This is a genomic window from Veillonella dispar, assembly GCF_900637515.1.
In the GTDB taxonomy this organism is placed as follows: domain Bacteria; phylum Bacillota; class Negativicutes; order Veillonellales; family Veillonellaceae; genus Veillonella; species Veillonella dispar.
Map to the genome: position 1 here is coordinate 641,382 of NZ_LR134375.1, position 20,645 is coordinate 662,026.

Genomic DNA, 20,645 nt, shown 5'->3' on the forward strand with positions numbered 1-20,645 from the left:
TCAATTATTCTTGACAATTTTTCTCATCAAGAGTACTATGAGCATATAGGAATTATTCTCATTAGAGAGGGTTCTAATGATGTGCAACAGGCAGGTACTATTATGATGAATTCAATTGACCATATCATTGGATATCATTGTGCACCGGCAATTCGAGGTATTAAGCTTTCGAATTTGGTTTCTATTCCACGGGACATGAATGAACAAATCCAATTTGTATTGACAGAATATAATAAAGAGTTCAATGAAAAAGGATTGTTCTTCTTTGAATTATGTCGCTGTAAAGCGCGTAGACTGTTATTGGTATTCCGCGAGAAGCAATTACGAGACTATGTACGGCAACCTGCAGTGATGACATTTTTGAAAGCCTACGGTTATCATGATCGCATGAGCATTATGGAGATGCTTGAGCATTTAAGATACCGTATGGAAGCGAGTGTTGATTTTCCACATGAAATTGGCGTATTTCTAGGTTATCCATTAAAAGATGTGAAATGCTTCATTTCTCTTCGTGGCAATGGATATCATATGTGTGGAGAGTGGAAAGTATACCATGATGTGGTAAACGCACAGCGCTCTTTCTTATGTTACAAAGCATGTCGTGATTTTTGTCAAACTCAATTGATGTTGGGAAAAACATTTAGTTCATTGGTCGCAAGAACGGCCTAGGAGGTACAAGATGATTGGTGTAATTTTTTGGTCCGGTACAGGCAATACAGAAAAAATGGCTTATGAAGTAGCTGAAGGTATTAAGGCTGCAGGTCAAGAAGTTGAAGTAAAATCTGTTTCTGAAGTATCCGTAGATGACGCAGCAGCTTACGAAAAACTAGCTCTTGGCTGCGCTGACATGGGTGCAGAACAATTAGAAGAAGGCGAATTTGAACCATTCTATACAGAATTAGAAGCTAAATTGGGTGGCAAAAAAGTAGCAATCTTTGGCTCCTATGGTTGGGGTGGTACTTGGTTGGAAGACTGGGGCACTCGCATTAAAGATGCTGGTGGCGAATTAGTAGCTGATGGCGTGGCAATCTTGGGTGAACCTGATGATGATGGTAAAGCACAATGCCAAGAATTAGGTAAAACTTTAGCAAATGCTTAATTAATCTCAACAATATACAAAGGCTGTAATAACGATAATTCGTTATTACAGCCTTTTTTGTTTGTATTGGTATTAATTATAAGGGTGTATCTCTATATATAATAGAAAATTTGGGTAGTCATGAGTGATAGGAATATTTATGAAAGGTATAGATACATACTGATATACTGGGTCCGTTTTGTAGATATAAGAATATAGATATACACTTGTCTCTATAGAATGTTACTATATTTATTTATGTAGATATGATGATGAATAGGTCATCAAAATTTTTTATAACAATAAAATTATGTGATAAAAATCATAGTGTTTATATGTGTTTATATCAATGTACGTATATAGTTGAATAATTATTAATAACTTTAATGCATGATAGCGTTGCATTTTTGTATACATAGACCTATAATTTAAGTAAGGAACCTAACAAAAAATTAGGTTAATACAAAATTAGTTAGAATTATTCTCATAATACTAATTATGTAAACGGACTGAAGTTATTTAGACCATAAAGACTAACCGATACCGATGAGAGGGAGGTTATCTCAATGAGTACATTGGAACGGCTAAAAGTTATAGCCCATGGATTGGCCATACAATTTGGACCATCTTGTGAAGTACTAATACATGACTTACAAGGTGATCTTGATACATCACTTGTATATATAGAAAATGGTACAATAACGAATCGCCATGTTGGCGATGGTCCATCACATGTAGTTTTAGATGTACTCAACTATGATGATGGTAGTGAAGGTAGATTTGGGTATCTAACAAAAACTAAGGATGGACGGATATTAAAATCCTCTACCATGTATATCCGTGATGATGATGGCAATATTGCATACTTGTTAGGAATCAATCAGGATATAACAGAGTTTGTTATGATGCATCGATCACTCGAAAGTCTTATAGGCATAGGCCAAGCTGAGGCTGGCACTGTTGAAAAAATTACTACAAGTGTATCGGAACTATTAGATGATTTACTACTAGAAGCAGAACGGTTGGTTGGTAAACCTGGACCACTTATGAATAAAGTAGAACGGCTAAAGGCTATTAGCTACTTAAATGAAAAAGGGGCTTTTCTTATCTCGAAATCTTCAGAAAAGATTGCGGAGTATTTCAATATTTCTAAGTTTACTCTTTATAGTGATTTAAATACTGTAAAGGAAGAATCCTAGGAGGCAAATATGGACCGAATTCAGTGGAAACGTAATACGATGGCACCATCTAGTGACAAGTTCTTGTCCGTTATGGATGTTAGAGAAATCAAGAAAGCTAAAGCGTTTCATGAAAGTTTTCCACAATATAGTGTAACTCCACTAGTATCACTAGAAAAATTAGCATCTCATATCGGAGTTGATTCTCTCTTTGTGAAAGATGAGTCTTACCGCTTTGGCCTTAATGCTTTTAAGGTATTAGGTGGCTCCTATGCGATGGCAAAATATGTAGCACAACAAACCGGTAAAAATGTTGAAGATGTACCATACGATGTGTTAACATCTCCGCAATTAAAAGAAGAATTTGGTCAAGCTACATTCTTTACTGCTACTGATGGTAACCACGGTCGTGGCGTAGCATGGGCTGCTAATAAATTAGGTCAAAAAGCTGTAGTATTTATGCCTAAAGGCTCTACAGAATATCGTAGAAAACAAATTGAAAATGAAGGTGCTACCGTAACAATCGAAGAATTTAACTACGATGAATGTGTACGGTTAGCAACTAAAAAATCTAAAGAGGTTCCAAATGGTGTTGTAGTTCAAGATACAGCTTGGGAAGGTTACGAAGAAATTCCAAACTGGATCATGCAAGGTTATGGCACAATGGCTATGGAAACAGCAGAACAGTTAGAAGCTGCAAACTGCAAGGTACCAACTCACGTAGTTGTACAAGCTGGTGTAGGTTCTTTAGCAGGTTCTGTAGTGGGCTACTTCACTAATTTATATAGCAATGCAGCTAAGAAGCCTAAATTAGTAGTTGTAGAAGCTCAAGCAGCAGCTTGCTTATACAAAGGGGCTGTAGCTGATGATGGTAATCCTCGTATCGTTGAGGGTGATTTAGATACAATCATGGCAGGGCTTGCATGTGGCGAACCAAATACAGTTTCTTGGGATATTTTAAGAAACCATGCGGATGTGTTCGTATCTGCTCCTGATTGGGTAGCAAGACTTGGGATGCGCGTTGGTGGGGCACCAATTAAAGGTGATACACCAATTACGACCGGTGAATCTGGTGCAGTTCCACTAGGTCTTGTAACGGCAATTATGACAATGCCAGAATATGAAGACTTACGCAAGGAATTAGAATTAGATGCGTCTTCAAAGGTGCTCTGCTTCTCCACTGAAGGTGATACAGACCCTGAAAGATATAAAAACATTATGTGGTACGGTGAAGATCGTTAGGAGGCATTAATTATGGATTTACAAGCAATTAAACAAGCAGCAGCAACTTATGGACCAGCGATGACCAAGTTCTTACGTGAAATCGTAGCATTCCCTGGTGAAAGTGCAGAAGAAAAAGAACACGTTCAACGCATTGAAAAAGAAATGAAAGACCTTGGCTTCGACGAAGTTGAAGTAGACCCAATGGGTAACATTCTTGGTTACATGGGTACTGGTAAAACTCTAATTGCCTTCGACGCTCATATCGATACTGTAGGTATTGGTAACCGCGATAACTGGAACTTCGATCCTTATGAAGGTTTCGAAGATGAAACTAAAATCGGTGGTCGTGGCGTATCCGACCAATTAGGTGGTATCGTATCCGCTGTATACGGCGCTAAAATCATGAAAGACTTAGGTCTTTTAAGTGATAAATATCGCGTGCTTGTTGTAGGTACAGTTCAAGAAGAAGACTGCGATGGTCTTTGCTGGGAATACATGATTAAAGAACGAAATATTCGTCCTGAATTCGTAGTATCCACTGAGCCAACTGACGGCGGTATCTACCGTGGTCAACGTGGTCGTATGGAAATCCGCGTAGACGTACAAGGCGTATCTTGCCACGGTTCTGCTCCAGAACGCGGTGACAACGCTATCTACAAAATGGCAGACATTCTTCAAGATATCCGTGAATTGAATGCTAACTCTGCTGATGAAAGCACAAAAATCAAAGGTCTCGTTAAAATGCTTGATCCTAAATTCAACCCTGACCACTATGAAGAAGCTCGCTTCTTAGGTCGCGGTACTGTAACTGCTTCCCAAATCTTCTACACTTCCCCAAGCCGTTGTGCAGTTGCTGACTCTTGCGCTATTTCCTTGGACCGTCGTATGACTTCTGGTGAAACATGGCAATCCTGTTTGGCAGAAATCGAAGCATTACCACATGTTCAAAAATATGGTGCGAAAGTATCCATGTACGAATATGCTCGTCCATCCTGGACTGGTTTAACTTATCCAATCGAATGTTACTTCCCAACTTGGGTAATTCCAAAAGATCACAAAGTAACAGAAGCTTTGGAAGAAGCATACACTAGCTTGTATGGCAACGAACGTATCGGTGCAGAAGACACAGTTGAAATGCGTAAAGCTCGCCCATTGACTGACAAATGGACATTCTCCACTAACGGCGTATCCATCATGGGTCGTAACGGCATCCCTTGCATCGGCTTCGGTCCTGGCGCAGAAGCTCAAGCACATGCTCCTAACGAAATCACATGGAAACAAGACCTTGTTACATGTGCAGCTGTATATGCATTATTACCATCCGTATACTGCAAAGACTAATATCACATACATTGAATTAGATCTTTTTAAAATGGAAATCACTAGAACATAGCTCATAACTAAAAATTTAATACGGTACCTTACCATTTGATGAGGTACCGTATAAAGTTAGATTCTAAGTAGCCCTTTAGGGAATTGAAAGAGAGGACTTACAGATGACAGACTTCAATAAAAGTATTGAAACTTTAAAAGGCTTAGACGTTAGCAAAATGTACGGCGAAGATTTCTTCCTTACATGGGAAAAATCTGAAGATGAATTAAAAGGTGTTTGGGCAGTAGCTGATGCGTTACGTGCTCTTAGAGAACGCAATATTTCCACTAAAGTATTCGACAGTGGTCTTGGCATTTCTTTATTCCGTGATAACTCCACAAGAACTCGCTTCTCCTTCGCTTCTGCTTGTAACCTCTTAGGTCTTGAAGTACAAGACTTGGATGAAGGTAAATCCCAAATCGCTCACGGTGAAACAGTTCGTGAAACAGCTAACATGATCTCCTTTATGGCTGACGTTATCGGTATTCGCGATGACATGTACATCGGTAAAGGTAATGCTTACATGCGTGAAGTATCCAATGCAGTTAAAGAAGGTCATGAAGATGGCGTATTAGAACAACGCCCTACACTTGTAAACTTACAATGTGATATCGACCATCCTACACAAATCATGGCTGACGCAGCTCATATCATTAAAGAATTCGGCGGTATTGAAAATCTTAAAGGTAAAAAACTTGCTATGACTTGGGCATACTCCCCATCTTATGGTAAACCTTTATCCGTACCTCAAGGTGCTATTGGTTTATTCACTCGTCTAGGTATGGAAGTTGTATTAGCACATCCAGAAGGCTACGAAGTAATGCCGGAAGTTGAAGAAATCGCTAAAAAACAAGCTGAAGAAAGTGGCGGTTCCTTCCGCAGAACTAACGATATGAAAGAAGCTTTCAAAGATGCAGATATCGTATATCCTAAGAGCTGGGCTCCATTTGGTGCAATGGAAAAACGTACTAAATTATATGGTGAAAATGATCATGAAGGTATTAAAGCATTAGAGAAAGTTCTCCTTGAAGAAAATGGTAAACATAAAGATTGGGCATGTACTGAAGAGATGATGAGTCTCACTAAAGACGGCAAAGCTCTTTACTTACATTGCTTACCAGCAGATATTACAGGTGTAAGTTGTGAAGAAGGCGAAGTTGACGCAACAGTATTTGATCGCTATCGCGTACCTCTTTATAAAGAAGCAAGCTACAAACCATATGTTATTGCAGCGATGATCTTCTTAAGCAAATTTAAGAATCCTGTAGAAACTTTAAAAGAATTAGAGCGGAAGGGAACTGATCGAGTTCAACCGTAAAGTAAAGTTTAGGGGCCATCCGCGGTGATGGCTCCTTTTTATTCTTATTAGTTTGTTATGAGGCATAACATGAAAAAAAGAGTTGTAGTAGCACTAGGTGGGAATGCATTGGGCAATTCCCTTCCAGAACAAAAGATTGCCGTAAAAAGTACAGCTAAAACAATTATTGATTTAGTAGAAGCCAATTGTGATGTAGTAGTAACTCATGGTAATGGCCCTCAAATTGGTATGATCAACAATGCGATGGCTGCGTTGACACGTGAAGTAGAAGGTCAACCAAATACTCCATTATCTGTATGTGTAGCAATGAGCCAAGCATATATTGGATATGACTTACAAAATGCGCTCCATGAAGAGTTGCTAAATCGTGGTATTGAACATTTACCAACCATGACAATGGTTACACAAGTACTGGTTGATCAAAATGACCCTGGTTTTAAAAATCCTACAAAACCAATTGGTCACTTTATGACTAAAGAAGAAGCTGAATACGCAGAAAAAAATTACGATTACGTTGTAAAAGAAGATTCTGGCCGCGGTTATCGCCGTGTAGTAGCATCTCCAGCACCTAAAGAAATTATCGAAATCGAAGCGATTAAAGGCTTAGTAGGTAAACAATTAATCGTTGCTTGTGGCGGTGGCGGTATCCCTGTAACTAGAGAAGGTAATGAACTTCATGGTGCAGCAGCCGTTATTGATAAAGATTGGACTAGTAGCTTATTAGCACAAGAAATTGATGCTGATGTACTTGTTATCTTAACAGCAGTTGAAAAAGTAGCCATTAATTTTGGTAAAGAAAATGAACAATGGCTTGATGAAATCACTGTAGCAGATGCGAAAAAATATGCAGCAGCAGGTGAGTTTGCAGAAGGATCTATGAAACCAAAAGTAGAAGCTGCCATTGCATTTGCAGAATCTAAAAAAGGCCGTGTTTCTATTATCACATTATTAGAAAAATCTAAGGATGGTATAGCAGGAAAAACCGGCACGCGTATCGTATTATAATAATATATAGATTTATAAGTATGCATCCAACGATTCGTTGGGGAGGTGCCCTATGATTTTATTAGGAAAAGGTACTGTAATTACTCGCGATACTGATAGACCTATCATTTATGATGGCGCTGTTGTTATTGACGGAACTCAGATTATTGATATTGGCGCATATGATGAATTATGCAAAACATATAAAGAAGCAGAAGTTATTGATGCTCATGGCGGCTTGATTATGCCAGGCTTTATCAATGCACATCATCATATTTACTCTGCTCTTGCACGCGGCTTATCCTTGCCTGGTCCAGCACCAACTAACTTTGGTGAAATTTTAGAAGGACTATGGTTCTATTTAGATAATAAATTGACAGCTCCAGATGTGAAGGCTAGCGCATTACTTACATATTTAGGTTGTATCGAAAATGGCGTTACCACTATCTTCGATCATCATGCAAGTTATGGTGAAACTGCCAATAGTTTATCTGTAATTGCTGATGTGGCTAAACAGTTTGGTGTTCGCTCTTGCTTATGCTATGAAGTATCTGACCGTAACGGCGTAGATCAAATGAAAGCAGCCGTTGCAGAAAATGTACGTTTTGGTAAAGAAGCGATAAAAGATCCATCTAGACTCGCTGCTATGATGGGCTTGCATGCATCTTTCACACTAAGCTCTGATACATTAGACTATGTGAAAGCTCACAATGAAGATAAATTAGGTTATCATGTTCATGTTGCAGAAGGGCCAGAAGATGTGGCAGATAGTAAAGAAAAATATGGCATGACACCTGTTAGACGACTTGTTGAAGCTGGCATTTTAGGTCCTAAGAGCATCGCCGGTCACTGCGTACACGTAACTGATGAAGATGTAGAATTGTTGAAGAAATCTCAAGCTAAGGTTGTACATAACCCAGAAAGTAACATGGGTAATGCAGTAGGCACAACAGATATCTTGAAGCTATTAGGTGAAGGTATCACAGTTGGTCTAGGTACAGATGGTTACACAAATGACATGCTAGAATCTTACAAAGTAGCAAACTGCCTTGTAAAACATGAGCAACATAAACCATATGTAGGCTGGGGCGAAGTTCCTCATATGCTATTTGAAAACAACCGCAAAATGGCGAATGAATTCTTCGACACCACAGTAGGCATCCTTAAAAAAGGTGCTGCCGCTGACGTAATCGTTCTTGATTACGCAGCACCAACACCACTTGATGAAAATAACATCAATGGTCATTTATTATTCGGTGCTAATGGTATGTATGTAGTAACAACTATTAGTGATGGTGTACCACGTATGATTGATCGCAAATTACAAGGCATTGACAAAGCTGAAGTAATGAATGAAGTATTAGCAACATCTAAAGGTTTATGGAAACGACTAAACCCATAACACAAACGCTTTAAAGGAGTGTGACATTATGAGTGACATTATGTATCCGGTAAGTTTCGGAAAATTGATGAACCACATTATGACTGAGTACAAGATGTACAATCGTATTTATAATGTAAATAAAATTCATCGTATCAATCATGAACAACGTTTACCAATGTTTGGTAAATCTATTGAAAATCCTGTAGGTCCAGCAGCAGGTCCTAATACACAGTTGGCACAAAATATTGTGGCATCTTATGTCGCAGGTGCTCGTTGCATCGAATTAAAAACTGTACAAATTATGTACGGTGAAGAACTAGGTATTCCTAGACCTTGTATCTACTCTGTAGACGAAGCATACAACGTAGAATGGTCTTCTGAATATAGCTGTGATGAAGCTGCTGATGAATATATCAAAGCATGGTTCGCATTAAAATTAATCTCTAAAGAATTAGGCTTAGGCGATCCAGATGGTTTCCTATTCATCATGAGTGTTGGTTACAACTTGGCTGGTATCAAGAGCCCTATGGTTGATAAATTCATCAACACAATGCGCAGTGCATCTCAATCTCCTATGTGGGATACTTGTAAACAATGGTGCCTTGACCATGTAGATGAATTTGAACATATCGATGCTGATTATATCAACTCTATCAGCGATGAACTTTGCCAAGCAATTACATTGTCCACAATGCACGGTTGCCCAGCAGAAGAAATCGAATCTATTTGTTCTTACCTTATCAGTGAAAAAGGCCTTCATTTATACTTGAAATGCAATCCTACATTGTTAGGTCCAAAACGCATTAGAGAGTTATTAGATAATGCAGGCTTTGAATACATTGACTTTGAAGATCATCAATTCGAAGTTGACCTTCAATTTGACAAAGCTGTTCCAATGTTAGAACGTCTTATCGCTCTTGGTGAAAAACACAACAAGATCTTTGGCGTTAAATTGACAAATACATTCCCTGTACAAATTCACAACAATGAATTGCCAGGTGAGCAAATGTACATGTCTGGTAAATCCTTGTTACCTGTAACAATTGGTGTAGCTGAGCTCTTAAGTGCTCAATTCGGCGAACGTTTACCAATGTCTTACAGCGGTGGTGCTGTAAAACAAAATATCAAAGCTATCTTTGATTGTGGTATCTGGCCTGTAACAGTATGTACAATTCTTCTTCAAGGTGAAGGCTACAATACATTTAAAGGTTTAGCCGATGAAGTAGAATCTACTGATTACAACGCTGCTTTGAAAGTACATAAAGATCTAATCGCTAAACTTGCTAAAGACATTAGTGAAAATAAAATCTTCAAGAAGAGCGATGCAATGAAGAAAAAACGTGAAGCAATGCCATCCTTCCCAGGTACACGTAGTTCTGATTATCACTGCCGTGTAACATGTGGATCTTGTGTTCGCGTATGTCCTAATAGATGTAATGAAGTCGTTACTGTAAATGATGCTAAATTGATCGTTCATGTAGATCAAAGCTGTAATGAGTGTGGTAACTGTGCATGTCATTGCGTAGAACCTTGTCAACCATACAAGGATCGCATTACATTCTTCCACAATGCTGAAGCTTTAGCAGATAGTACAAATGATGGTTTCTACATCACAGGCACTAGCTGTGGTTATCGCTTCAAAGGTGAAGAAGCCGTATGTGACATCGATGCATTACCTGAAGAATTGAAAGGAGTCGTACATGCCTTCTGTAAAGAGCATGTGTACTATGTATCATGATTATCATACAACAAGGGGACTTGGTCTTAACTGATCGAATTCTTACCGGAGATTTACTTATCGATGGCGACAAAATTGTCGCCATCGATGAACACATTTCTGTTCCAGAAGGTGCTGAAGTTATTAATGCAAAAGGTTGCTATGTGTTCCCAGGATTTATAGATCCTCATACACACTTTCAGATGACAAATGCCTTAGCGTCTACTGCGGATGATTTTGATAGTGGTACAAAAGCCGCTATTCTTGGTGGGACAACATCAATCATCAATTTTGCTTCTCCTGAGGAAGGATCCCTTTGTAAAGGTTTAGAGGTTCACAAGGAGCGTGCTGCAGGGCATTGCTCCTGTGACTACAAATTCCATATGGAACTTGTAGAAATGAATGAAGATGTAGCCCGTGAGATACCACAGGTCGTAGAGGCTGGTGTGTCATCCTTTAAAGTGTACTTAGCGTATGGTTTCCGTTTAACAGATCGAGAAATTTATGATGCTATAGAGGCAATCAAACCTACAGGAGCTCTTGTTGGAGCACACTGTGAAAATGGTGATTTAATTGACGCTCTCGTAGCTGATAAACGTAAGCGCGGTGAATTAGATGTAAGCAATCATCCACTCACAAGACCGGCCATGATTGAATCGGAAGCGATTAAGCGTTTTAGTACAATAGGTGCTGCATTAGAGTATCCCGTACATATTGTTCATGTAAGTTCTAAAGAGGGGATAGAAGAGGTTATTCGGGAACGAGACCTTGGACATAAAGTAACTTGTGAAACTTGCCCACAATATTTGGTGCTTGATGAATCACGATATAATTTACCTGATTTTGAAGGTGTTAAATATGTGATGAGTCCACCGCTGAGAACGATACAAGATCAAATGGCATTAAAGGATGCATTAGTAAATGGTCTATTCCAAACGATTGGTTCGGATCATTGTAGCTTTACCTTTAATGATCAAAAATTAAAGAGTCGACATGACTTTACCCGGATTCCTGGTGGCATCCCAGGTGCTGAGGAACGAGGGATTGTCGCTTATGATGTGTTGGTAAACCAATGCAATATGAGCGCTGTAGATTTTATGAAATTAGTTAGTGAAAACCCTGCAAAACTTTATGGTATGTACCCTAAGAAGGGAACATTATCCATAGGTAGCGATGGGGATATTACAATTGTTGATAAGCGCATTGAGCATGTGCTTTCAAAAGAGTCTGCCCATACAAAGGCTGACTATATACCTTATGAGGGCATATCCGTAACAGGCAAAGTTCGAGATGTTATCCTTAGAGGTCACCATGTGGTACAAGATGGATCCTTATTAGAATCATATCTTGGTGAATGTATTCCTTAATGAGAGGAGGGCTATATATGTACCGCTTTCAAGTGAATGGCACCCAACATGAGGTTCAAGAGGATCAACGTTTAATTGATTTCTTGAGAGCTGATTTGAAATTGACGGGCACTAAAGAAGGTTGTAGTGCTGGTGCTTGTGGTACGTGTACAGTAATTATAGACGGAAAAAAAGCAAAGGCTTGTGTAACTAAATTATCCCAATTAGATGGTAAATCAGTCGTAACAATTGAGGGCTTATCTGAACGGGAAAAAGCGGTATACACCTATGCTTTTGGTGAATGCGGAGCGGTGCAGTGTGGTTTCTGTATCCCAGGTATGATTATTAGTGCAAAAGTTTTGATTGATGAAAATAATGACCCTACACCTGACGATGTTAAAAAAGCTATTTTAGGCAATATCTGTCGTTGTACTGGTTATGTGAAAATCGAAGAAGGCATTATGCTGGCAGCAAAAATGTTCCGTGAGAACTTACCAGTTCCTGAAAAGGATACAACTGGTAATGTAGGTGCTCGTTTACACCGCGTTGATGCGGAGGAAAAAGCACTTGGTACTGGACAATATGCTGATGATATCCAGATGGATGGCATGATTTACGCAAAAGCGTTGCGTTCTAAATACCCTCGTGCTAGAGTCGATCGCGTTGATGTGTCTAAAGCACTTGCACATCCTAAGTGTGTAACGGCTTTGACTGCTAAAGATGTACCATTCAATAAGACTGGTCACTTAGTGCCAGACTGGGATGTACTCATCGCAGAAGGTGATAATACTCGCTATGTTGGCGATGCAATTGCGCTCGTAGCAACTACAGAGAAAAAATACTTGGACGAAGTTCTTGCTCTTGTTGAAGTTGATTATACAGAGTTAGAGCCTGTAGTAGACCCATTAGAAGCATTGAAACCAGATGCACCTCAATTACATCCAAACGGAAATATATTGACTCGTCAAACATTATCTCGTGGTGATGTAGATAAGGCTATTGCTGAGGCCGCATTTGTAGTGACGAATCACTATTCCACACCTCAAACCGACCATGCATTCATGGAACCTGAATGTGCTGTAGCATATCGTGAAGGCGATGTAATTCATTTACATTCCGGTAGCCAAAATGTTTACGATGATCGTCATGAAGTGTCTCGTATGCTTGGCATCCCTGAGGAATCTGTACAAGTTCATAGCATGCTCGTAGGTGGCGGCTTTGGTGGTAAAGAGGACATGAGCGTACAGCATCATGCATCTCTTGTAGCTTGGCTTACAGGCAAACCAACTAAGGTTCTCTTCTCTCGTCAAGAAAGTCTTAATATTCATCCTAAACGCCATGCGATGGAAATGGATATTACTACTGCTTGTGACGCAGAAGGCAACTTGGTAGCAAGTAAGGTAAACATCGTATCTAATTGTGGTGCATATGCATCCTTAGGTGGTCCTGTACTTCAACGTGCAGGTACACACTCTTGTGGTCCTTACAAATTTGATAACTTTGCCTTTGATGGCGTTTGCGTTTACACAAATACTGTTCCTGGTGGTGCATTCCGCGGGTTCGGTGTAACACAAACTATCTTTGGTCAAGAACAAAATATTGATGAATTAGCAGCATTGGTAGGCATGGATCCTTGGGAGTTCCGTTATAAAAACGTTGTTCGCCCTGGTGACTCCTTACCAAATGGCCAAATTTGCTCCGAAGAAACTGCATTAGCAGAATGTTTGGAAGCAGTAAAAGATGCATACTACGCATCTGACCGTACAGGTCTTGCTGTATGCTTGAAAAACAGTGGTATCGGTGTAGGGTTACCTGATACTGGCCGCATTATCTTAGAAGTGCGTGACGGTGTGGTTCGCATCCGTACTGGCGCAGCTTGTATCGGTCAAGGTATGGCTACTATGGCTACTCAAGTTCTTTGTGAAACAACTGGTTTAACAGCTGACAAAGTATTTGTAGAACGCCCTGACACAGTACGTACACCAGACTCTGGTACAACTACTGCATCTCGTCAAACAGTATTCACTGGTGAAGCAACGCGTAAAGCAAGTCTTCGCTTGAAAGAAATGTTAGAAACTAAGACATTAGAGGAACTGAATGGCGTAGAAATTTATGAAGAGTTCCTTGGTGAAACAGATCCATTCAACTCTGATAAACCACATCCAAAAAATCACGTTGCCTATGGTTACGGTGCTTGTGTAGCAACAATTGGTGAAGATAATAAAATTGCTGATTTACATGTAGCATACGACGTAGGTCGTGTAGTTAACCCACAATCCTGTGCTGGTCAAGCTGAAGGCGGCGCTATCATGGGTATGGGCTTTGCTGTAACAGAAGACTTCCCTTATAAAGATGGCTATGTAACAGCTAAATACGGCACTCTAGGTCTTCTTAGAGCGACACAATGTCCACCAATTCATGTGAGTTTGATTGAAAAGGGGACACCAGAACAATATGCATACGGCGCTAAAGGTATTGGTGAAATTTCCAGTATTCCAATTGCACCAGCTATTGCAAATGCGTATCGTCGTATTGACGGAGAACCACGTAGATCCTTGCCGATTCAACATACAGGTTATAAAAAATAGAATATTTGCTTAGTGGTTAGGGGCCTTAGCCCCTGACCATCAAGGTTCCCACGTGAAGTCGATGAGATTTCTCTAAACTCTATCATGTACGATAGTATGACTATATTATTTACTAGTAACTAAAACGTAAGATATGAGGTGATTCTTATGAGTAAAGCTATATCTGGCGTCGACCATGTAGATGGTATGCTGCCAATCCCGCAATTGTTTGCTTATGGCTTACAGCACGTACTAGCTATGTACGCAGGTGCAGTAGCGGTACCAATCATCATCGCACAAGCGATGAACTTACCTATTGAAGACTTAATTCGTTTGATTACGGCCGACTTGTTCACATGTGGTGTTGCTACATTGATTCAAACATTAGGCTTTGGTCCTATCGGTGGTCGTATTCCTCTTATTCAAGGTGTAACATTTGCTTCTGTAGGTCCAATGATTATGATTGGTCAGCAGCATGATATTACAACTATCTACGGTGCGATTATCGTAGCCGGTATCTTTACATTCCTTGTGGCTCCATTCTTTAGTCGTTTGATTCGTCTATTCCCACCTGTAGTAACAGGCACTATCATTACTATTATTGGTATCAACTTGATGCCAGTAGCAGTTAAATGGATGGGCGGCGGTGCAGGCAGTCCAAACTTTGGTGATCCGCTTAACATTGCCCTTGGTGTAGCTACATTTGTTATTGTTATTATAACCTATCGATTTGGTAAAGGATTTATTGGTAATCTAGCAATCTTAGTAGGTCTTATCCTCGGTACAGCCCTTGCTATGCTTTGTGGTGTTACTGACTTCTCCGAAGTAGGTCGTTCTCAATGGGTATCCATTGTAACACCGTTATATTTTGGTCTTCCAACCTTTGACTTTGCTTCTATCATTTCTATGATCATTGTAATGCTCGTAGTTATGGTTGAAACAACTGGTGACAGTATCGCAGTAGGCGAAATCGTTGATAAACCTATCGGTCAAAAAGAGTTGGCTGCAGTACTTCGTGCTGATGGCTTATCTACTCTTATCGGTGGTATTCTTAACAGCTTCCCTTACACAGCGTTCGCTCAAAACGTTGGTCTTATCGCTGTAACACGTGTTAAGAGCCGCTTCGTTGTAGCAGCATCTGGTGTTATTCTTATTTTATTAGGTCTTTTCCCTAAATTAGCTGCTATCGTAGCTTGTATCCCAAATGCCGTTTTAGGCGGTGCAGGTATCGCAATGTTTGGTATGATTATTGCCAGCGGTATCCGTTCCCTTGGTAAAGTTAGCTTTGATGGTAACTACAACTTGATGTTAGTAGCAATCAGTATTGGTGTATCCATGATTCCTCTAGCTGCGCCTAACTTCTACGCTCATTTCCCAGATTGGGCTCAAATTCTTTTGAAATCTGGTATCACAGCTGGTAGTATCATTGCCGTTCTTCTAAACGTTGTATTCAATGGCTTTGGTTACAAAACTGTTAACGAACCTAATCGTGCAATACATAAATACCGTCACTTCACACGATTCAAAGGCTATCCTAAACATTTCTATCAATAATATATAGTTAGACGAGTTTATTCTCATACGATTACATGTATTGTCTTTCACAATAGAAACCTTGTTTGTATAGGTAAAACATCTATATACATGTTTTCGATTTTAAAAGGGCTCACTCTAGTTTTAGAGTGAGCCCTTTTTTGTGTGGAATCGTGTACTACTTTGGTATATAATTAAATAATATTATTGCAAAGGAGACGCATTATGAAAGACGAGCGATTTATAGTTACGTATCGAATAGAAGCAAGTTCATATGAAGAGGCAAAAGCTATTGCGTGGGCTGTTCAAGTAGAACAAACCATAGAGTTTCCTTATGAGTTTGTCACAGATCCATATATTAAAGGAACCATTACTGGTCGATTAGAATCTCTTGAACCGATGAAACAGGATTCTGCATATGTTAATGTTGGTGTCATGCCAAATGCTGTTATCGATATATCTCGTTACTATGTGGCTCGTATTTCATATCTTGTAGATAGTACTGCCTTAGAAGCAACGCAATTTTTAAATGTTGTCTTTGGAAACTCGTCCTTACAACCTCATATTTGGGTGGTAGATGTTGAATTATGCCCAACTCTTTACGATGTGTTTAAAGGACCACGTTTTGGTTTGCATGGGATTCGCCAACTAGTGGAAACACCAACGCGTCCTATGATTCAAGCCGTTGTAAAACCTATGGGGACACCTAATGAAGAGCTAGCTCGTATGTGTGGTGCTTATACACGTGGTGGGGCAGATGTCATTAAGGATGACCATGGTATTTCTAATCAGTCATTCTCTCAATTTAAAGATCGGGTAAAGCGATGTGCTGCTATAGTGCGTGAAATGAATGATAAACACGGCACACATACCTTATATGCAGCTAATGTGTCTGGCGATGGTACAGACGTAATAGAACGTGCTTATTTTGCTAAGGAAGCTGGCGCAACGGCTCTTATGGTGGCCTCAGGGCTCGTTGGGTTTGGTTGGCTACATAAACTAGCTAGTGATGAAAAATTACAATTGCCCATTATACACCATCCCGCTTATTCAGGTGGATTTGTAAGTCCTGGCACATCTGGTATAGCTGATTATCTACAATTAGGCTTGTTACCTCGTATTTTTGGGGCTGATATGCCAATCTTTGTATCCTATGGTGGACGATTTACTTTCACAGAGGAGCAATGTAAGAGAATTTCGAATTATATTAAACAACCTATGGCATTGATGAAAGCGGCTTGCCCAGCTCCAGGTGGTGGTGTAACAGATGCTCGTCTTAATGAACTAGTTAAGTTGTATGGCAATGATACGATGTTCCTCGTTGGGGGCGATATGTTCCGTAGAGGTCCGGATATCGAGTCTAATATGGCTTACTTTGTAGAGCGTTTGACTGACTTATCTGAAAGTAAGTCATAATAGTTTAGGCGTACATAACTTAATACAATAGTTATATCGAATAACTAAGTCACTGACTTTCACAAAAATATGTAAAGAATTATGATTAAGTATATGGAGTGTTTTGATGAGTGAATCCTCACCGTTGGAGGTCCATGTCCTTGCTAGTGGTAGTAAGGGCAATTGTACAGTAATAAAAAAAGGGAACTCCGTCATATTGCACGATGTGGGCATTAGTTGCCGGCGCATCGTCAATGGTTTAAAAGAATTGCATATCGATATGGCACAGGTAGAGGGCATTTTTATCAGTCATGAACATAGTGATCATATTGCAGGGCTTCAACAATTGTTGAAACGTTTTGATATTCCTGTGTATACAAAACAAGGAACGTGGCGTGAAATTCAAGATAAGTTAATTGTGCCAAAGAACCAATTAATCGAATTGACTAAGGGTAGCCTCTCTCTTGGCAATCTTGTAGTCGAGTCATTTGGCGTTAGTCATGATGCGGCTGATCCAATAGGTATTAATGTATTTGCTGGAAAAGATAAGGCTACTGTCGTTACCGATACGGGTGTAATTTCTGATAGTATCTTACATCGTATGGATGATACAACTCTGCTAGTACTAGAAGCCAATTATGACCCTCATATGCTGCGCTTTGGTCCTTATCAACCATTTTTAAAACAACGTGTTGCTAGTGATGAAGGTCATTTAAGCAATGAAATGGCTGCCCGAGCTTTACTCATGATGAAGCGACCTGACTTTATGCAAGTTATTTTGGCCCATCGTTCTGAAAATAACAATAATGCCGTCCTTGTTACGCAAACGATAGGACAGATGCTTGTAGATGGAGGCGTTCGCATTGGGCCGGAAATGAAATTGCAACATGGACAACCTAATGAAATTGTGTCTATGCAATCTGTAAAGAGGTAGAGTATGAGATTTTATGTAGTTTGTATTGGTAAGTTAAAAGATGCTTACTTGCGCGATGGGGTAGCGGAATTTGTAAAACGTATGCGTCCATACGGGGGCATTACGATTACAGAACTAAATGAAAGTAAAATTGGAGATAAACCAAGTGATGCGGATCGCAAACAAGTCGTTGTAGAAGAGGGGGAACGTTTATTAAAAGCGGTTCCTAAGAATGCCTATACCGTTTTGCTTGATGTGTATGGTAAAACGATGTCCTCTGAAGAGTTAGCTAAAACAATAGCTAAACTAGAAGTCGATGGTATAAGTGATATGGCGTTCATCGTTGGCGGTGCTTTTGGCGTAAGCGATGAGTTGCGCAAGTCTGTGAATTATAAATTATCCTTTAGTCCTATGACATTTACCCATCAAATGGTGCGCTTGCTGCTAGTAGAGCAAATTTATAGGGCGTCTAAAATTAATCGAAATGAACCATATCATTGGTGATGTATTTAATTTCAATAGATCGTATCGCTTGAATAAATAATATAATTATGATGATGGTAGATTGATTTAGTATCAGTATAAGAAACACTATTAGAATAGACTTACAAATTATTTATATAATGTTCTTATGAAAAAAGGAGTTTTATTATATTATGTCGAATAGTATAATAAAGCAAGATGTATTTGTAAGGAGGAATTCACTATGAAAATCCAAGAAGTAATGAATAAATACCCTGTTACTGTTGGCAAAGATGCGCCAATTTCTGATGTAGCTGATTTGTTGGTAAAATATAATTTAACAGCTGTTTCCGTAGTGGATGACAACAATAAATTATTAGGTATTATTTCTGAAGGCGATTTGCTTTACAAAAAAGTACGTCCTCATGTACCTCACTATGTAAATGTATTAGGTGCTAGTATCTATTACAATGGCATTGGCGAATATAATGCTCAATTTAAAAAATTGTTAGCGTCTCATGTTCATGAGTTGATGACTGAAGAAGTCATTACAACTACACCGGATAAAGATGTAGAAGAAATTGTATCTGTTATGCTTGATCAACATTTAAAGAATGTTCCTGTAGTAGACAAGGATTACCATTTGATTGGTATCTTATCTCGCCGTGACATCATCAAATTGATCGCTAAAGATAACTAATTTGCATAATTATGTAATACATATAAAGACCACCCGTTTTGGGGTGGTCTTTTAGTGTAAATTGAGAAGAATTGCATTGACCTTGCATTTATGTTATTATTAGGAGTGCATAATATACTACAGAAATTTGGGCGTATTGCCCTTCGAGGAGGACATATTTTAAATGAAAGCAACTGTAAATCCTGTTGATCAACACGTAGTAACGTTAACTATTGAAGTACCTGCAGCAGAAGTAGATAAAGGCATTAAACAAGCTGTAAAACGCATTGCAGGTCAAGTAAACATTCCTGGCTTCCGTAAAGGCCATGCGCCTCGCCGTGTTTTAGAAATGAACTTCGGCAAAGACGCTATCTTGGAAGAAGCATTCGAAGTATTGGCTAGCCAAAACTACAGTGCTGCACTTCGTGAAAATGATATCGTTCCTGTAACTGACCCAGAAATCGAACGTGAACAATTCGAAGAAGGTAAAGACTTGATTTTCAAAGCTACTGTAACTAAACGCCCTGAAGTTAAACTTGGCGACTATAAAGGCTTAGAAGCTGAAAAACAAGATGCTACAGTAACTGATGAACAAATCGAAGAACAATTGAACAACATCCGTGAACAACAAGCAAAAATGGTTGTTGCTGAAGAAGGCGCTACAATTCAAAAAGACGACTTCGCAGTAATCGACTTCGCTGGTTCTGTTGATGGCAAACCATTCGATGGTGGTGAAGGTAAATCTTACCCATTACAAATCGGTTCTGGTAGCTTCATTCCTGGCTTTGAAGATCAATTGATTGGCGCTAAAGCTGGCGATGATGTAACTGTAAAAGTAACATTCCCTGAAGACTACTTCGTAGCAGAACTTGCTGGTAAAGAAGCAGAATTCAAAACTCATATCCATGACATTAAACGTAAAGAGTTGCCTGAATTGAACGATGAGTTCGCAAAAGAAGCAAGCTCTTACGAAACTATTGAAGAATTGAAAAAAGATCTTCGCGCTAAAATGGAAGAAGAAGCTTCCCGTCGCGCAATCGATACTTACAATGCTGACTTGATTCAAACAGCTGTTAAAAATGCAACTGTAGACATCCCAGAAGTAATGATCGAAGATCGCGTAGAACAAATGATTCAAGAATTGGCTATGAACATGGAAGGCCGTGGCTTGAAACTTGATGACTACTTGAAATTCTCCAACAAAACTATCGAAGATTTACGCTCTGAATACAAAGATTCCGCAGCTGAAAACGTACGCGCTGATTTAGTATTAGACGCTATCGCAACTGCTGAAGGTATCGAAGTAACTCCAGATGATATGAACCGTGAAATCTTCATTATGGCTCAAAACTTTGGGGCAGATCCTAAAGAAGTTTGGGATATTATTGCAAAAGAAGGTCGTGTAGCTATGTTGGCAGGCTCTGTAGCTCGCAAAAAAGCAGCTCGATTCATTATTGATAATGCAAAAGGCGCTGAAGCGGCTAAATAATAGTTT

17 protein-coding genes are annotated in these 20,645 nt (G+C 39.4%); all 17 read left to right on the forward strand.

The window, feature by feature from the left end; all coding sequences use genetic code 11:
• Positions 1-81 precede the first annotated feature (81 nt).
• The 17 genes from EL171_RS02940 to tig all read left to right on the forward strand — a co-directional run bounded on the left by EL171_RS02940 (position 82) and on the right by tig (position 20,639).
• Positions 82-669, forward strand: coding sequence for a DUF3793 family protein (locus EL171_RS02940; protein WP_005385969.1), 588 nt, complete (start codon positions 82-84; stop codon positions 667-669).
• Positions 670-679: 10 nt separating this feature from the next.
• Positions 680-1,099, forward strand: a complete 420-nt coding sequence (locus tag EL171_RS02945; protein ID WP_005385971.1) for a flavodoxin — start codon at positions 680-682, stop codon at positions 1,097-1,099.
• 545 nt (positions 1,100-1,644) lie between these two features.
• On the forward strand, positions 1,645-2,277 hold the full coding sequence (locus EL171_RS02950; RefSeq protein WP_005385972.1) for a helix-turn-helix transcriptional regulator: 633 nt from the start codon (positions 1,645-1,647) through the stop codon (positions 2,275-2,277).
• Between the two features lie 9 nt (positions 2,278-2,286).
• Positions 2,287-3,498, forward strand: coding sequence for a diaminopropionate ammonia-lyase (gene dpaL / locus EL171_RS02955; protein ID WP_005385973.1), 1,212 nt, complete (start codon positions 2,287-2,289; stop codon positions 3,496-3,498).
• A gap of 12 nt (positions 3,499-3,510) precedes the next feature.
• A complete protein-coding gene (locus EL171_RS02960; protein ID WP_005385974.1) occupies positions 3,511-4,821 on the forward strand; it encodes a YgeY family selenium metabolism-linked hydrolase in 1,311 nt (436 codons plus the stop codon).
• Between the two features lie 155 nt (positions 4,822-4,976).
• Positions 4,977-6,170 (forward strand): knotted carbamoyltransferase YgeW, encoded by a 1,194-nt coding sequence (gene ygeW / locus EL171_RS02965; RefSeq protein WP_005385975.1) that lies wholly within the window; start codon positions 4,977-4,979, stop codon positions 6,168-6,170.
• A gap of 69 nt (positions 6,171-6,239) precedes the next feature.
• On the forward strand, positions 6,240-7,175 hold the full coding sequence (arcC, locus tag EL171_RS02970; protein WP_005385976.1) for a carbamate kinase: 936 nt from the start codon (positions 6,240-6,242) through the stop codon (positions 7,173-7,175).
• 52 nt (positions 7,176-7,227) lie between these two features.
• Entirely contained in the window at positions 7,228-8,556 is a 1,329-nt protein-coding gene (ssnA, locus tag EL171_RS02975; protein ID WP_005385977.1) for a putative aminohydrolase SsnA, read from the forward strand.
• A gap of 28 nt (positions 8,557-8,584) precedes the next feature.
• A complete protein-coding gene (locus tag EL171_RS02980) occupies positions 8,585-10,276 on the forward strand; it encodes a hypothetical protein (RefSeq protein ID WP_005385978.1) in 1,692 nt (563 codons plus the stop codon).
• Positions 10,273-11,622: a dihydropyrimidinase gene (gene hydA / locus EL171_RS02985; protein ID WP_005385979.1), complete on the forward strand. Its 1,350-nt coding sequence runs from the start codon at positions 10,273-10,275 to the stop codon at positions 11,620-11,622. Before EL171_RS02980 ends, hydA begins: the two co-directional genes overlap by 4 nt.
• Before the next feature lie 17 nt (positions 11,623-11,639).
• Positions 11,640-14,189 (forward strand): selenium-dependent xanthine dehydrogenase, encoded by a 2,550-nt coding sequence (xdh, locus tag EL171_RS02990; RefSeq protein ID WP_039969063.1) that lies wholly within the window; start codon positions 11,640-11,642, stop codon positions 14,187-14,189.
• A 147-nt stretch (positions 14,190-14,336) separates the two neighbouring features.
• Positions 14,337-15,722, forward strand: a complete 1,386-nt coding sequence (locus EL171_RS02995; RefSeq protein WP_005385981.1) for a nucleobase:cation symporter-2 family protein — start codon at positions 14,337-14,339, stop codon at positions 15,720-15,722.
• Between the two features lie 204 nt (positions 15,723-15,926).
• On the forward strand, positions 15,927-17,117 hold the full coding sequence (locus EL171_RS03000) for a RuBisCO large subunit C-terminal-like domain-containing protein (protein ID WP_005385982.1): 1,191 nt from the start codon (positions 15,927-15,929) through the stop codon (positions 17,115-17,117).
• A 106-nt stretch (positions 17,118-17,223) separates the two neighbouring features.
• On the forward strand, positions 17,224-18,030 hold the full coding sequence (locus EL171_RS03005) for an MBL fold metallo-hydrolase (protein WP_005385983.1): 807 nt from the start codon (positions 17,224-17,226) through the stop codon (positions 18,028-18,030).
• A gap of 3 nt (positions 18,031-18,033) precedes the next feature.
• Positions 18,034-18,513, forward strand: coding sequence for a 23S rRNA (pseudouridine(1915)-N(3))-methyltransferase RlmH (rlmH, locus tag EL171_RS03010; RefSeq protein ID WP_005385984.1), 480 nt, complete (start codon positions 18,034-18,036; stop codon positions 18,511-18,513).
• Positions 18,514-18,715: 202 nt separating this feature from the next.
• A complete protein-coding gene (locus EL171_RS03015) occupies positions 18,716-19,171 on the forward strand; it encodes a CBS domain-containing protein (RefSeq protein ID WP_005385985.1) in 456 nt (151 codons plus the stop codon).
• Between the two features lie 163 nt (positions 19,172-19,334).
• The gene (gene tig / locus EL171_RS03020; protein ID WP_005385986.1) at positions 19,335-20,639 is read left to right on the forward strand and encodes a trigger factor; all 1,305 of its coding nucleotides are present in this window, start codon (positions 19,335-19,337) and stop codon (positions 20,637-20,639) included.
• Positions 20,640-20,645: the final 6 nt, after the last annotated feature.